At 58.5% G+C, this 14,512-nt stretch carries 13 protein-coding genes; 3 read left to right on the plus strand and 10 right to left on the minus strand.

Translation table 11 applies throughout. The features are described from left to right. Positions 1–170: 170 nt before the first annotated feature. Positions 171–2,996 carry an excinuclease ABC subunit UvrA gene (gene uvrA, locus AC1M2H_RS25835; RefSeq protein ID WP_480149591.1) on the plus strand — a complete coding sequence of 942 codons (2,826 nt, stop codon included), beginning with the start codon at positions 171–173 and terminating at the stop codon, positions 2,994–2,996. Here uvrA and AC1M2H_RS25840 read toward each other — a convergent pair whose 3' ends face one another. The 5 genes from AC1M2H_RS25840 to dnaB all read right to left on the minus strand — a co-directional run bounded on the left by AC1M2H_RS25840 (position 2,997) and on the right by dnaB (position 8,639). After that, entirely contained in the window at positions 2,997–3,353 is a 357-nt protein-coding gene (locus tag AC1M2H_RS25840; RefSeq protein ID WP_480149592.1) for an MmcQ/YjbR family DNA-binding protein, read from the minus strand. 237 nt (positions 3,354–3,590) lie between these two features. Continuing rightward, positions 3,591–4,304, minus strand: coding sequence for an acid phosphatase AphA (gene aphA, locus AC1M2H_RS25845; RefSeq protein WP_480152037.1), 714 nt, complete (start codon positions 4,302–4,304; stop codon positions 3,591–3,593). A gap of 288 nt (positions 4,305–4,592) precedes the next feature. After that, positions 4,593–5,786, minus strand: coding sequence for an aromatic amino acid transaminase (gene tyrB, locus AC1M2H_RS25850; RefSeq protein WP_480149593.1), 1,194 nt, complete (start codon positions 5,784–5,786; stop codon positions 4,593–4,595). A 220-nt stretch (positions 5,787–6,006) separates the two neighbouring features. Then, positions 6,007–7,086 (minus strand): alanine racemase, encoded by a 1,080-nt coding sequence (alr, locus tag AC1M2H_RS25855; protein WP_480149594.1) that lies wholly within the window; start codon positions 7,084–7,086, stop codon positions 6,007–6,009. Positions 7,087–7,223: 137 nt separating this feature from the next. After that, positions 7,224–8,639, minus strand: a complete 1,416-nt coding sequence (gene dnaB, locus AC1M2H_RS25860; RefSeq protein WP_426813452.1) for a replicative DNA helicase — start codon at positions 8,637–8,639, stop codon at positions 7,224–7,226. Between the two features lie 63 nt (positions 8,640–8,702). Between dnaB and AC1M2H_RS25865 the strand changes: the two genes are divergently transcribed. Next, the gene (locus AC1M2H_RS25865; RefSeq protein ID WP_480149595.1) at positions 8,703–9,686 is read left to right on the plus strand and encodes an NADPH:quinone reductase; all 984 of its coding nucleotides are present in this window, start codon (positions 8,703–8,705) and stop codon (positions 9,684–9,686) included. A 467-nt stretch (positions 9,687–10,153) separates the two neighbouring features. Here AC1M2H_RS25865 and pspG read toward each other — a convergent pair whose 3' ends face one another. From pspG to AC1M2H_RS25880, 3 genes are all read right to left on the minus strand, one after another. Then, positions 10,154–10,396, minus strand: a complete 243-nt coding sequence (gene pspG, locus AC1M2H_RS25870) for an envelope stress response protein PspG (RefSeq protein ID WP_480149596.1) — start codon at positions 10,394–10,396, stop codon at positions 10,154–10,156. Positions 10,397–10,534: 138 nt separating this feature from the next. Next, complete coding sequence (gene dusA / locus AC1M2H_RS25875; protein ID WP_480149597.1) at positions 10,535–11,533, minus strand: tRNA dihydrouridine(20/20a) synthase DusA; 999 nt, start codon at positions 11,531–11,533, stop codon at positions 10,535–10,537. Between the two features lie 102 nt (positions 11,534–11,635). Beyond that, positions 11,636–12,124, minus strand: a complete 489-nt coding sequence (locus AC1M2H_RS25880) for a cupin domain-containing protein (RefSeq protein WP_426813470.1) — start codon at positions 12,122–12,124, stop codon at positions 11,636–11,638. A 114-nt stretch (positions 12,125–12,238) separates the two neighbouring features. Between AC1M2H_RS25880 and zur the strand changes: the two genes are divergently transcribed. Continuing rightward, a complete protein-coding gene (gene zur, locus AC1M2H_RS25885) occupies positions 12,239–12,754 on the plus strand; it encodes a zinc uptake transcriptional repressor Zur (RefSeq protein WP_480149598.1) in 516 nt (171 codons plus the stop codon). Between the two features lie 92 nt (positions 12,755–12,846). Here zur and AC1M2H_RS25890 read toward each other — a convergent pair whose 3' ends face one another. Then, positions 12,847–13,056, minus strand: a complete 210-nt coding sequence (locus AC1M2H_RS25890; RefSeq protein WP_480149599.1) for a CsbD family protein — start codon at positions 13,054–13,056, stop codon at positions 12,847–12,849. Between the two features lie 126 nt (positions 13,057–13,182). Continuing rightward, positions 13,183–14,499 carry an MATE family efflux transporter DinF gene (dinF, locus tag AC1M2H_RS25895; RefSeq protein WP_480149600.1) on the minus strand — a complete coding sequence of 439 codons (1,317 nt, stop codon included), beginning with the start codon at positions 14,497–14,499 and terminating at the stop codon, positions 13,183–13,185. Positions 14,500–14,512 lie beyond the last annotated feature (13 nt).

Raw genomic sequence — 14,512 nt, forward strand, 5'->3', positions numbered from 1 at the left:
GGCGATTCCAGTAAACATCTTATCGCTATACAATTTTTCACCATCAACTCCCGTCGCCATTCCAATACTGTATATTCAAACAGGTCGGATTGTGCCATAATTAGCCGTTTCCGCCGTTTGTTCTTCATACAAACCAGGCAATCCGTGTATCTACCTACCGGGAAAGGTGAATGGATAAGATCGAAGTTCGGGGCGCCCGCACCCATAATCTCAAAAACATCAACCTCGTAATCCCCCGCGACAAGCTGATTGTCGTCACCGGGCTTTCAGGGTCAGGCAAATCCTCGCTGGCTTTCGACACGCTGTATGCCGAAGGGCAGCGCCGCTACGTTGAATCGCTCTCCGCCTACGCGCGTCAGTTCCTGTCGCTGATGGAGAAGCCGGATGTCGACCATATCGAGGGGCTGTCGCCGGCGATTTCCATCGAACAAAAATCAACGTCCCATAACCCCCGCTCTACGGTAGGCACCATTACCGAAATTCACGACTATCTGCGTCTGCTCTACGCTCGAGTCGGCGAGCCGCGCTGTCCGGACCACAACGTCCCGCTGGCGGCGCAAACCGTCAGCCAGATGGTCGACAACGTGCTTTCCCAGCCGGAAGGCCAGCGCCTGATGCTGCTGGCGCCGATTATTAAAGAGCGTAAAGGCGAGCATACCAAAACCCTGGAAAACCTGGCCAGCCAGGGCTATATCCGGGCGCGGATCGACGGTGAAGTCTGCGATCTTTCCGATCCGCCAAAGCTTGAGCTGCAAAAGAAACATACCATCGAAGTGGTTATCGATCGCTTTAAGGTGCGCGACGATCTCGCCCAGCGGCTGGCCGAATCGTTTGAGACCACGCTGGATCTCTCCGGCGGCACCGCCGTTGTTGCCAATATGGACGACCCGAAAGCGGAAGAGCTGCTGTTCTCCGCCAACTTCGCCTGTCCGATTTGCGGCTACAGCATGCGCGAACTGGAGCCCCGGCTGTTCTCCTTCAACAACCCCGCCGGCGCCTGCCCAACCTGCGACGGCCTGGGCGTGCAGCAGTACTTTGATCCCGAGCGGGTTATCCAAAACCCGGAGCTGTCGCTGGCGGGCGGCGCGATCCGCGGCTGGGATCGGCGCAACTTCTATTATTTCCAGATGCTGAAGTCGCTGGCTGAGCATTACCAGTTCGATATCGAAGCGCCGTGGGGCACCCTCAACGCCGACGTGCAGAAAGTCATTCTGTCCGGCTCAGGCAAAGAGAACATTGAATTCAAGTATATGAACGATCGCGGCGACACATCCGTGCGCCGCCATCCGTTCGAAGGCGTTCTGCACAATATGGAACGTCGCTACAAAGAGACCGAATCCAGCGCGGTGCGCGAAGAGCTGGCGAAGTTTATCAGCAACCGCTCCTGTACCAGCTGTGATGGCACCCGTCTGCGCCGCGAAGCGCGCCACGTCTTCGTCGAAAATACGCCGCTGTCGACGATCTCCGATATGAGCATCGGCCACGCGATGGACTTCTTCAACAACCTGAAGCTCTCCGGCCAGCGGGCGCAGATCGCGGAAAAGGTGCTGAAGGAGATCGGCGATCGCCTGAAGTTCCTCGTCAACGTCGGCCTGAACTACCTGACGCTCTCGCGTTCGGCGGAGACGCTGTCCGGCGGCGAAGCCCAGCGTATTCGTCTGGCAAGCCAGATCGGCGCCGGGCTGGTGGGCGTGATGTACGTTCTCGATGAGCCGTCCATCGGCCTGCATCAGCGCGATAACGAACGCCTGCTCGGGACGCTGATCCACCTGCGTAATCTGGGTAATACGGTCATTGTCGTTGAGCATGATGAAGACGCGATTCGCGCCGCCGATCACGTGATCGATATCGGTCCCGGCGCTGGCGTACACGGCGGACAGGTGGTGGCTGAGGGCACGCTGCAGGATATTATGGCGGTGCCGGAATCCCTGACCGGCCAGTACATGAGCGGCAAGCGCAAGATTGAAGTACCGAAACAGCGCGTAGCCGCCGACCCGCAAAAGGTGCTGAAGCTGACCGGCGCACGCGGTAACAACCTGAAGGACGTTACCCTGACGCTGCCGGTGGGCCTGTTTACCTGCATTACCGGCGTCTCCGGTTCCGGTAAATCAACGCTGATTAACGACACCCTGTTCCCGATTGCCCAGCGCCAGCTCAACGGCGCGACTATCGTCGAACCGGCGCCGTATCGCGACGTGCAGGGGCTGGAACATTTCGATAAGGTTATCGATATCGACCAGAGCCCGATTGGCCGCACGCCGCGCTCTAACCCGGCAACCTATACCGGCGTGTTTACGCCGGTACGCGAGCTGTTCGCCGGCGTGCCGGAATCACGTTCACGCGGCTACACGCCGGGGCGCTTTAGCTTTAACGTTCGCGGCGGCCGCTGTGAAGCCTGTCAGGGCGACGGCGTCATCAAGGTCGAGATGCACTTCCTGCCGGATATCTACGTACCGTGCGACCAGTGCAAGGGCAAGCGCTATAACCGCGAAACGCTGGAGATTAAGTACAAAGGTAAGACTATCCATGAAGTGCTGGATATGACTATCGAAGAGGCGCGCGAGTTCTTCGACGCCGTGCCGGCGCTGGCGCGTAAGCTGCAAACCCTGATGGACGTTGGCCTGACCTATATCCGCCTTGGCCAGTCAGCGACCACGCTGTCCGGCGGCGAGGCCCAGCGCGTGAAGCTGGCGCGCGAGCTGTCGAAGCGTGGAACCGGGCAGACGCTCTATATTCTCGATGAGCCGACGACCGGTCTGCACTTCGCCGATATTCAGCAACTGCTGGAAGTCCTGCATCAGCTGCGCGATCAGGGCAACACTATCGTGGTCATTGAGCACAACCTGGACGTTATCAAAACCGCGGACTGGATTGTGGACCTCGGGCCGGAAGGCGGCAGCGGCGGCGGGGAAATTCTCGTTTCCGGGACCCCGGAGACGGTTGCCGAGTGCGAAGCCTCGCACACCGCGCACTTCCTCAAACCGTTGCTGAGCTAATCACGGCGAAAGCTGCTGTCGGGCCGGCTCCGACAGCAGCCGAACCGCCTGCTGATAAGAGGCGTCGACCAGGTAGTAAATCTGCGAATCCGGCAGCGAACCGTCAAGGAACACCGTACTCCAGTGGGCCTTGTTCAAATGCCGGCTAGGGCGAACGTCAACGTGCTGCTCCCGCAGAAGCTCGGCAAGTTCCGGGCTGGCTTTCAGCGACACCGCCGGGCGCTTATCCTCCACCTCTTTGACCATCGCAAACAGCACGTCCGACACTTTAATCTGCGTGGCCTTCCAGTCGCTGTGCTCGCTTTGCTCCGCGCCAGGTTTGGCCATGCAGTAGAGCAATAACTCCGAAATTGTCATCTAATCTTCCCCCATGAGCGTCGCGACGCGATGGCGCGAACCGCCGTGAATGCGATATTCCGTGAGCCACACCGCGGCCCGACTGTCGATGTCAGAAAGCCATCCATGCTGCGAATGAATCTTTCTAAGTGTGCAGCAATAAGCGAAAAGGTAAAACCTTCCGGGGCGGATTTTGTACAAAAAAACGGCAGCCCGCTGGCTGCCGCTGTTGCTCGCTATCATTTCACCCGCAGGCGATCAGTAATCGGAGTTCACAATAACCTCTTCCCCCTGGGCCCCGGCCATCGGTAAAGGCTTGTAAGAGGAGTTGGAGGCGCGCAGAACGCGAATACCTCGCGCGCCCGCCTCTCGGGCGGCGGAAATATCGTTATCCGAGTCGCCGTAGAAGACCTTAATGCTTTTCTCCTGCAGCCACTGGGTTTTAGTATTCTGCTCCGGCTTATCGCCGGCAAAAATGACCGGATTCATGCTTGTCGCGGGGATCAGGAAATCATCCTGCAGGGTTTTTGATACCGTTTCGGTTTTGGTCTGACTGCGGCCGGTCACAAAATAGATGCTATCACCGCGCTTCACGTGCATCGCAATCAGCTGACGCGCGACCTCTTTCGGCATGCTGAAATCATCCCAGCCGTTGTTCATTTTTTCCCAAAACTCGGGATTTTTCAGGTAAGCATCGCTGCCGGGCGAGAAGGTTTTCTGGCCGCGCCAGAATCCTGGGCTGGAAAACAGCACCGTATCGTCAATATCAAAGCCCACCGCAATCGGCGGACGCCCCAGCAGGCTATTTTCAATCTGCGCCACCGATACCCAGTGGATCGGCGCCTGTTCCGCGAGCTTAGCAACGTTGGTTCCCGTCGAGAGGGGCTGCGGCATCGAGGCGCGGGCAACGACGGCGCAATTGAGCGTCAACAGCAGGCAGGCGGCCCCGAAGGCCAGGGTGATTTTGCGCATATTTATCCCTTTTAACGTCATCATTCAAACTGCCTCCCTGTCAGCCACGATTAGCCGAACGCTCCCGGGGGCTCAGACGCATTTTGCATGATTGCGTGTGTAAATAACCGAATAATTATAATTTTCAATAATGTGGGTGCTTATAAATTCACCATGACCTTAACCCCGGCATCCGGTGATGGAAAGAGGTTTCTGCGCGAATGTCATAGAAAAAGAGAATGATCACACTTCAGGAAAGGGATTGCCCTCTCCTTTATACGCCGGAAAGGGCCAGATATTGCCGAGGGGTTATATCACCGCAGAAAATGCCTGCGCCACGCGCTGGACGTTGCGCGAGTTAAGGCCCGCCACGCACATCCTGCCGCTGGAAATCAGGTAGACGCCAAACTCTTCGCGCAGGCGATCGACCTGAGCGGCACTGAATCCCGTGTAGCTAAACATCCCGCGCTGCTTGAGCAGGTAGTCGAAATTAACGCCGGGTACCGCGTCTTTCAGGACGTTCACCAGCTCCTGGCGCATCTCTAAAATGCGCGTGCGCATCTCTTCGACTTCCGCCAGCCATGAGGCCTTCAGCTCCGCGTCGTTCAGCACGGCGGCGACAACCTGCGCCCCGAAGCTCGGCGGGCTGGAGTAGTTACGGCGTACGGTCGCCTTCAGCTGCCCCAGTACGCGGCTCGCGGTCTCTGAATCTTCGCAAACCACCGACAGGCCGCCTACGCGCTCGCCGTACAGGGAGAAGATTTTCGAGAACGAGTTGCTGACCAGCATCGGCATGCCGGCGCTGGCAATCGTGCGGATCGCCCAGGCATCATCGTCCATTCCCGCGCCAAAGCCCTGATAGGCGATGTCGAGGAAGGGGATCAGGTTGCGCGCTTTCAGCACTTTTGCCACTTCATCCCACTGGGCGTGGCTCAGATCGGCGCCGGTTGGGTTATGGCAGCACGGATGCAGCAGCACGATGTCGCCTTCAGGCAGCGTCCGCAGCGTCTCGAGCAGCGCCTCAAAGCGCACGCCGTTGGTCTCATTATCAAACCAAGGGTAAGTACTTACTTCGAAGCCAGCCCCTTCAAAGATGGCGATGTGGTTTTCCCACGTCGGATCGCTGACCCATACGCGGGCCTGCGGGAAGTAGCGCTTGAGGAAATCCGCCCCCACTTTCAGCGCGCCGGAACCGCCCAGCGTCTGAATGGAAGCGACGCGCTGCTGCTGCAGTACCGGGTGATCGGCGCCAAACAGCAGCGGCGCAATGGCGCTACGGTAAGGATTCAGGCCTTCCATCGGCAGATACAGCGAGGCGCCGTGCGGCTGCGCGTTAAGGCGCGCTTCCGCTTCCGCCACCGCCTGCAGCTGCGGGATAATGCCGTCTTCGTTATAGTACAAACCGATGCTGAGGTTTACTTTGTCACTCCGCGGATCTTCTTTGAAACGCTCCATCAGGGAAAGAATGGGGTCGCCAGCGTAGGCGTCAACTTTCTGAAACACGCGATGTTTCTCCAGGTTTACAAAAGGCAGGTAATAACACAATAAACCGGAAGCCGTGGCAGGTCGAGAGGATGTTGGCGGATTGCCGACGTCGAACGTCCCGCGGAGCGCATCCGGGATTTTTCCCGGCTCGTGGCGTTAACGCCGTAGCCGGGCCGTCGCATATCGCCCCGGTCCCGCTAATCGTAGCGCCACCGGGGAACGTTGCGGCAAATCGGGGTTAATCGACGTACTTCATCGCAACGCGAGAAGTCAGGCGCGTGATAAGTTCGTAAGCACTTACTTTTGTAATTTCTGCAATCCGTTCAACGGGTAAACCTTCCCCCCACAGCACTACCGGGTCGCCGGACTTATCCTGCGCCTCGGGGCCGAGGTCGACGCAGATCATATCCATCGCCACGCAGCCGACAATCGGCACTTCCCGACCGTTAACCAGCACCGGCGTACCGGACGGCGCGGCGCGCGGATAGCCGTCGCCGTAGCCCATCGCGACTACGCCCAGCCGGGTATGGCGTTCGCTAATCCAGGTCCCGCCGTAGCCCACCGGCTCACCCGCTTTATGCTCGCGGACGGCAATCAGGCTCGAGGTCAGCGACATCACCGGCCGGCAGCCGAAATCGGCCCCGGTGGATTGATTCTCCAACGGCGACACGCCGTAGAGAATAATGCCCGGACGCGCCCAGTCGAAGTGCGACTGCGGCCACAGCAAAATCCCGCCGGAGGCGGCGATAGAGCGCAGGCCCGGCTTGCCATCGGTAAAGGTGGTGAAGATATCCAGCTGCCGCTCGGTGGCCCCGCATTCCGGCTCATCCGCCCGGGCAAAGTGGCTGACGACGTTCACCGGCTGGCGGACGTTTTTACAGCGGCTCAGGCGCTGGTAGAACGCCTCCGCCTCTTCCGGCAGCACGCCCAGCCGATGCATACCGGTATCGAGCTTCATCCAGACGCTGACCGGTTCGCTCAGCTCCGCGTTTTCAAGCGCTGCCAGCTGTTCGGGGCTATGCACCGCCGTTTGCAACCGCTGGGCGGCAATAACCGGCAGGTCGGTGGCCGCAAAAAAACCTTCCAGCAGCAGGATAGGCTGAGTAATGCCGCCCGCCCGCAGGCGTAAGGCTTCTTCAAGACGGGCGACGCCAAAGGCGTCGGCATCAGGGAGCGTTCGCGCGGTCTCGATAAGACCGTGTCCGTAAGCGTTCGCTTTCACGACTGCAACGAGCTTGCTGGCAGGCGCCAGTTCACGCAGGCGTTGCAGGTTGTGTCGCAGAGCGCGGCGGTTAATGACTACAGTTGCCGCTTGCATTTCAATTCCTTAATAAAAGAATCACCGGTATCCATCGCGCTGCGGGGAGGCGACAGGCCCGGGAGCCCCGGAACAGGCTAAGCGATCGAGGCGGGCGGGCGAGTCAACGTACCAGCGGCGTGCAGGACTACGGAGATTTACTCATCATCATACTGAGGGCCGGCATAGTTATCGAAGCGCGACCATTGCCCGTTAAACGTCAGACGTACCGTACCAATTGGGCCGTTACGCTGCTTACCAATAATAATTTCGGCGATGCCTTTCAGGTCGCTGTTCTCGTGATAAACCTCATCACGATAGATAAACATGATTAAGTCGGCATCCTGCTCGATAGAGCCTGATTCACGCAGATCGGAGTTGACCGGGCGCTTATCGGCGCGCTGTTCCAGCGAGCGGTTAAGCTGCGACAGGGCCACCACCGGCACCTGCAGCTCTTTGGCCAGCGCCTTCAGCGAGCGGGAGATTTCGGCGATCTCCAGGGTACGGTTATCGGAGAGCGACGGTACGCGCATCAGCTGCAGGTAGTCGATCATAATCAGGCCGATCCCGCCGTGCTCGCGGGCGATACGGCGGGCGCGGGAGCGCACTTCCGTCGGCGTCAGGCCGGAGGAGTCATCGATATAGATATTGCGCTTTTCCAGCAGAATGCCCATGGTGCCCGAAATTCGCGCCCAGTCTTCGTCATCGAGCTGGCCGGTACGAATGCGGGTCTGGTCGACGCGCGACAGCGAGGCCAAAGAACGCATCATAATCTGCTCAGATGGCATCTCGAGGCTGAAGATAAGCACCGGTTTATCCTGCAACATCGCCGCATTTTCGACGAGGTTCATCGCAAAAGTCGTCTTACCCATCGACGGACGCGCCGCGACGATGATTAAATCCGACGGCTGCAGACCCGCGGTCTTTTTATTCAGGTCGTCATAGCCGGTATTCACGCCGGTGACGCCGTCGTGCGGCTGCTGGAACAGCTGCTCGATACGCGCCACGGTGGCATCAAGCACTTCGGCGATATTTTTCGGACCTTCGTCTTTATTGGCGCGGCTTTCGGCGATCTTAAACACCCGGGACTCCGCCAGATCGAGCAGGTCTTCGCTGGTGCGGCCCTGGGGGTCAAAGCCCGCTTCGGCAATTTCGTTCGCCACCGAGATCATCTCCCGGACAACCGCCCGTTCGCGCACGATATCGGCATAAGCGCTGATGTTCGCCGCGCTTGGCGTATTTTTTGACAGTTCGGCCAGATAGGCGAATCCGCCTACGCTGTCCAACTGCCCCTCGCGCTCCAGCGATTCCGCCAGCGTAATAAGGTCAATCGGGCTGCCGGTTTCCTGCAGGCGGGCCATTTCAATAAAGATATGCCGGTGCGGACGCGTGTAAAAGTCTTCCGCAACCACGCGCTCGGCAACGTCGTCCCAGCGCTCGTTGTCCAGCATTAAACCGCCCAACACCGACTGCTCCGCTTCAATCGAGTGCGGCGGTACTTTCAGCCCGGCGACCTGCGGATCGCGAACTCGGGGTTCAGTCTGGGGTTTGTTGAAGGGTTTATTTCCTGCCATATTGAATGGAATTCCCGCTATAGAAATTGGCTCGAAAGGTTACCACATAGTTCAGGAGGAAGCATGGCAACACGTATTGAATTTCACAAGCACGGTGGCCCGGACGTTCTGCAGGTGGTGGAGTTTGTGGCACGGGATCCGGCGGAACACGAGATCCAGGTAGAGAATAAAGCCATAGGTATCAACTACATCGATACCTATATTCGCAGCGGCCTCTATCCACCTCCTTCGCTTCCGAGCGGATTAGGTACCGAAGCCGCCGGCGTGGTGAGCAAGGTCGGGCGCGGCGTCACGCATATTAAAGCCGGCGATCGCGTCGTTTACGCCCAGTCGGCGCTGGGCGCCTACAGCTCGGTGCATAACGTTCCCGCCGATAAAGCCGCGATTTTGCCTGCGGCTATCTCCTTCGAGCAGGCGGCGGCCTCCTTCCTTAAGGGGCTGACGGTCCATTATCTGCTGCGTAAAACCTACGAAATCAAAGCCGGCGAGACGTTCCTGTTCCACGCCGCGGCCGGCGGCGTCGGGCTGATTGCCTGCCAGTGGGCGAAGGCGCTGGGCGCAAAGCTGATCGGCACCGTCGGCAGCGCGCAAAAAGCGCAGCGCGCGAAGCAGGCCGGCGCCTGGCAGACGATTAACTACCGTGAGGAGAATATCGCCGAGCGGCTGAAAGAGATCACCGAGGGTAAGAAGGTGCACGTGGTCTACGATTCCGTGGGCAAGGACACCTGGGAAGCCTCGCTCGACTGTCTGCAGCGCCGAGGATTGATGGTCAGCTTCGGCAACTCCTCCGGACCGGTTACCGGCGTTAATCTGGGGATCCTCAATCAGAAAGGCTCGCTGTACGTGACCCGCCCTTCTCTGCAGGGCTATATCACCAGCCGCGCAGAGCTGGAGGAAGCCAGTAACGAGCTCTTTTCGCTGATCGCCAGCGGGGTGATTAACGTCGACGTCGCGGAGAGTCAAAAATATCCGCTGGCCGAGGCGCGACGCGCGCATGAGGTTCTCGAAAGCCGAGCCACCGAAGGCTCAAGCCTGCTGCGGCCTTAATGCAAAACGCACCTGCTGCCTGAAGTATGGCGGGAGACCCTCCCTAAATAATTCGGGCTACAGGAAGGCGGCAAGATAACGAATCCCCGAGAGCTTACTCCGGTAAGTGACCGGGGTGAGTTAACGCAGCCAACGCGCCTGTAGTCTGAAGTATGACGGGAAGCCCTGCCTAAATAATTCGGGCTACAGGAAGGCGGCAAGATAACGAATCCCCGGGAGCTTACTCCGGTAAGTGACCGGGGTGAGTTAACGCAGCCAACGCACCTGTAGTCTGAAGTATGACGGGAGAGGCGGGAGGGTAGAAAAGTTTAGGGCTTCCAAACGGAAGCCCTGACTTTTTTTAGTTCGGCTGTATGTAGGGTACAGCGCGATGAATTCGTTAACGCGCTAATAGTGACAGATTTAATAAGCAAAACCTACGCCGTTTTATGCAAAATTCCTCAGGTTGTGACCGACCACTCACTCCCTTAATAACGCCAGCGGTTGTTGCTACGGTAGCGGGTGATTTTTGGCGTATTTATCGCCCGAATCACCCATACCGCCGCAACGGCCAGCAGCAGCCACGGCAGCAGCTTAATCATCATCGCAAACAGACCGCCGACGAACATCAGCGCCGTCGCCGCAACAATGGCGGCAATAATGCCCAGCAGCGACACGCCAGTCATCAGCAGCATGACGAAAAATCCAATAATAAATAGCAGTTCGAACATCGTCTTCTCTCCCAGGTAATAACCCTCATTGCTCAGATATTACAAGAAGCGTGCCAGGTATAATTTATTGAATTTAAATAAAAACGCCCCAAAGCAAGCTTCAGGGCGTGGCGTATTTGACTAAAATTTAGCGAAACGTTAACGCTTATCGGCAACCAGCTTCAGCGCGTGTTCCAGAACGTTAATATCGGCCCCGGCCTTGTGCGCGTTCTCACTCAGATAGCGACGCCACTGGCGAGCGCCGGGGATCCCCTGGAACAGGCCCAGCATATGGCGGGTCACGTGGCCAAGATAGGTCCCGTTGCTCAGCTCACGCTCAATATACGGATACATGGCGCGCACTACGGCAACCGGGTCAGTATCCGCGCCATTGGCAGCAAAAATCTCCCGATCAACGGAGGTCAGCATGCCTGGATTCTGGTACGCCTCGCGGCCAACCATCACGCCGTCCATATGCTCAAGGTGCAGCTTCGCCTCTTCCAGCGAGCGGATGCCGCCGTTGATCGCCATCGTCAGATGCGGAAAATCACGCTTTAGCTGATAGACGCGCGGGTAGTCCAGAGGCGGGATTTCGCGGTTCTCTTTTGGGCTCAGGCCGGAGAGCCAGGCTTTACGGGCGTGAATGATAAACATGTCGCATTCGCCCTTCCCGGAGACGGTCTCGATGAAATCGCACAGGAACGCATAGCTATCCTGGTCATCAATGCCGATGCGGGTTTTTACCGTCACCGGAATCGACACCACGTCGCGCATCGCTTTAATGCAGTCGGCAACCAGCTGCGCATTGCCCATCAGGCAGGCGCCAAACATCCCGTTCTGCACGCGATCAGACGGACAGCCGACGTTGAGGTTGATCTCATCGTAACCGCGCGCTTCCGCCAGCTTCGCACACTGCGCCAGCGCCGCCGGATCGCTACCGCCCAGCTGTAGCGCAACCGGATGCTCCTCTTCGCTATAGGCCAGGTAGTCGCCTTTACCGTGAATAATCGCCCCGGTGGTCACCATTTCGGTGTACAGCAGCGTATGGCGCGTCAGCTGGCGCAGGAAATAGCGGCAGTGCCTGTCGGTCCAGTCGAGCATCGGGGCGATGGAAAAACGGTGGGCAGCAAAAGCGGTTGACGTTGATTCTGGCATCATGGCGAATAAATAGGCATCCGGGTAAAAAGGGGCGCTACTATAGCACAAAGATAAACCACAGGCGCATAGCGCCAATGGCCGTATCCTGCGCTGGAAAAAACGCTATTTCCTGCGCGGCTTACCGTCGTGAGGGCCGAAGAACTGCGGCGGATGGTCGACCCAGCGATCCTGACGCGTCGCGGCATAGCCGGGGTTTAGCGGATAGTAGATCCGGTTAAATTTTTTGTTCGCTTCGCCCACCACCAGCAGGCACGCCTCCTCCTCGGTGTTATTCAGAAAGGTATGGCATACCCCGGTGCCGGCGGGAAAACCGACGCAATCCCCCGGCTCCAGCTTCCACAGATAGCCGTTTATCCACACCTCCGGATACCCCTCCAGCACGTAGATAAACTCTTCTTCATCGCTTTCCGCATGCGGATAAGAGGTGCGCCGTCCCGGCGGCAGGCGCTCATGATGGATCCCCAGCCGGTTTAGCCTTAGACCGCGGGCCAGCGGAGCGCCGATGGAAAAGAGCTCGCCGCTGTCGGGGTAGGTGGCGTCATCCGGCCCTTCCAGCTCGCGCCAATGTCGAATGCAATCAGGTCGTTTCATCGTTTTCTCCCGAAAATGAGATGCATCAGGTATAGCACAAACCGTGGGTTCTCGGCGTTTTGCCAGGATCGTGATAAAGTAACAACTTCATCGTTACGCAACCAGAGGATGCTCATGGATAAGTCCACTTCGCAAGACATGTTAGCGCATGCTGAAAAGCTCTGCGCGCAGCGGGGCGTGCGCCTGACTCCGCAGCGCCTGGAAGTGTTGCGCCTGATGAGCCTGCAGCAGGGAGCGATCAGCGCTTACGATTTGCTCGATCTCCTGCGCGGTAAAGAGCCGCAGGCCAAGCCGCCAACGGTCTATCGGGCGCTGGAGTTTCTGCTGGAGCAGGGTTTCGTGCACAAGGTGGAATCAACCAACAGCTACGTGCTGTGCCATCTGTTCGATCAGCCAACCCATAGCTCAGCGATGTTTATCTGCGATCGCTGCGGGGTGGTGACAGAAGAGTGCGCGGAAGGCGTAGAGGACATCATGCATACGCTGGCGGCAAGAATGGGCTTCGCCCTGCGCCATAACGTGATTGAAGCGCACGGCCTGTGCGCGGGCTGCGTCGAGGTAGAGGCCTGTAACGCGCCGGATCGCTGCCATCATGACCACACGATCCAGATTAAAAAGAAAGCCCGCTGAGGCGTTAGCCACAGCGGGAATCAGGGGATTTCGCACATCCTTGTCGCGTTCGGGCAGGCAATAACAAAGGGTTAGCGCTCTAAATTTGCTCGCTACCAGCGATAGTCATTTTTGCTTTCCCAGTCGGACACCTCTTTCTCCGCCCGATCTTTAGCGTAACCGTAACGCTCCTGGATTCGACCGACCAGCTGATCGCGCTTGCCCTCGATGACGGTCATATCATCGTCGGTAAGCTTGCCCCACTGCTCTTTTGCTTTACCTTTTAACTGTTTCCAGTTACCGCCGATTTCGTCTTTATTCATGATTCAGTCCTCATCGTTCGGTGAGTTAACAGCCCGCTGTGTGCCGGACATAGAGTTAACTATAGATGAGAATGCTGGGTTGATTTTATTATTCGGAATCTTTAACCATATTAAAGACAGAATGCGTTATGAAAACCAGGTTCCGCGCCGCCAGTGCCGTCGCCAGATCAGCGCCAGCGACAGGCCCCGCAGCGCCAGGAACACCGTCAGCGCCAGCCACAGGCCGTGGTTACCGAGCACCGGCAGAGTCAGCAGGGTTAAGGCAAAGCCCGCAGCGGCCACCGCCATGCTGTTACGCATTTCGCTGCCGCGCGTCGCGCCGATAAACATCCCGTCCAGCAGATAGCACCAGACGCCAATCACCGGCAGAATCATCTGCCAGAACAGATAGCGGTCGGCGAGCTGCTGGAGCGAGGGTATCGAGGTCAGCAGGGCGATAATCTGCTCTCCCGCCACGCTGTAGATCAGCGCAAAAGCCAGCGCGACCATGCCAGATTGTCGGCAGGCGGCACGCCACACCTCCAGCAGCCTGCTGCCATCGCGCGCGCCGTAGGCCTGCCCGGAGTGGGCCTCCACGGCGTAGGCAAAGCCATCTAACGCATAGGCGGTGAAGGTGAGCATAGTCATCAGAATAGCGTTCACCGCCACGATATCGCCCCCCAGACGCGCGCCAAACACGGTCACCGCGCCAAAGCAGAACTGCAGCAGCAGGGAGCGCAGCATAATGTCGCGATTCAGGGCCAGCAGCCGCCGGATATCGCCGCGCCAGGCGCCCTTGAGCATAGCGAACGACACGCCGCGCAGCGTCAGTACGCGTTTCGCCATCAGCAGGCCAATGATAAAGGTGGCGTATTCGGCGCTCACCGTCGCCAGCGCCGCGCCCTGCACGTTCATGTGCAGGCCCATCACCAGCCACAGGTCGAGGACGATATTCAGCAGGTTGCCGACAATCAGCAGGATCACCGGCGCGCGGGCATACTGGACGCCCAGCAGCCAGCCCAGCAGCACCAGGTTCGCGAGCGAGGCCGGGGCGCTCAGCCAGCGGATTTCGAGGAAACGCCGGGCCTGCTCCAGCACCGCTTCGCTACCGCCGACGATATGCAGCGCCAGGTTAATGAGCGGCATACGAAACAGAACGATCAGCAGACCGGCGGCCAGCGCCAGTCCAAGCGGCTGCACCAGCGCGCGCGCCAGGCGAACGGGATCCTTTGCGCCGAACGCCTGCGACGTCAGGCCGGTGGTGCTCATGCGCAGAAAGAGCAGCAGCATGAACAGAAAGCTGGTTGCCGTAGCCCCGACCGCCACGCCGCCCAGGTAAACCGGGCTATCAAGATGGCCGATAACCGCCGTATCCACCAGCCCCAGCAGCGGGACGGTGATATTGGAGAAAATCATCGGTAGCGCCAGGCGCCACAGGGCCTTATCAGCAGCGTTAAAAAACATGGAGAAGAGCCTG

This window comes from Klebsiella sp. F11, from assembly GCF_056712265.1.

Excerpts from the sequence above, each read along its gene's own strand:
- aphA (WP_480152037.1), bottom strand. The coding sequence starts at position 4,304 with ATGCGCAAAATCACCCTGGCCTTCGGGGCCGCCTGCCTGCTGTTGACG.
- dinF (WP_480149600.1), bottom strand. The coding sequence starts at position 14,499 with ATGTTTTTTAACGCTGCTGATAAGGCCCTGTGGCGCCTGGCGCTACCG.
- dusA (WP_480149597.1), bottom strand. The coding sequence starts at position 11,533 with ATGATGCCAGAATCAACGTCAACCGCTTTTGCTGCCCACCGTTTTTCC.
- uvrA (WP_480149591.1), top strand. The coding sequence starts at position 171 with ATGGATAAGATCGAAGTTCGGGGCGCCCGCACCCATAATCTCAAAAAC.
- alr (WP_480149594.1), bottom strand. The coding sequence starts at position 7,086 with ATGCAAGCGGCAACTGTAGTCATTAACCGCCGCGCTCTGCGACACAAC.
- zur (WP_480149598.1), top strand. The coding sequence starts at position 12,239 with ATGGATAAGTCCACTTCGCAAGACATGTTAGCGCATGCTGAAAAGCTC.
- AC1M2H_RS25880 (WP_426813470.1), bottom strand. The coding sequence starts at position 12,124 with ATGAAACGACCTGATTGCATTCGACATTGGCGCGAGCTGGAAGGGCCG.
- AC1M2H_RS25840 (WP_480149592.1), bottom strand. The coding sequence starts at position 3,353 with ATGACAATTTCGGAGTTATTGCTCTACTGCATGGCCAAACCTGGCGCG.
- AC1M2H_RS25865 (WP_480149595.1), top strand. The coding sequence starts at position 8,703 with ATGGCAACACGTATTGAATTTCACAAGCACGGTGGCCCGGACGTTCTG.
- AC1M2H_RS25890 (WP_480149599.1), bottom strand. The coding sequence starts at position 13,056 with ATGAATAAAGACGAAATCGGCGGTAACTGGAAACAGTTAAAAGGTAAA.
- pspG (WP_480149596.1), bottom strand. The coding sequence starts at position 10,396 with ATGTTCGAACTGCTATTTATTATTGGATTTTTCGTCATGCTGCTGATG.
- dnaB (WP_426813452.1), bottom strand. The coding sequence starts at position 8,639 with ATGGCAGGAAATAAACCCTTCAACAAACCCCAGACTGAACCCCGAGTT.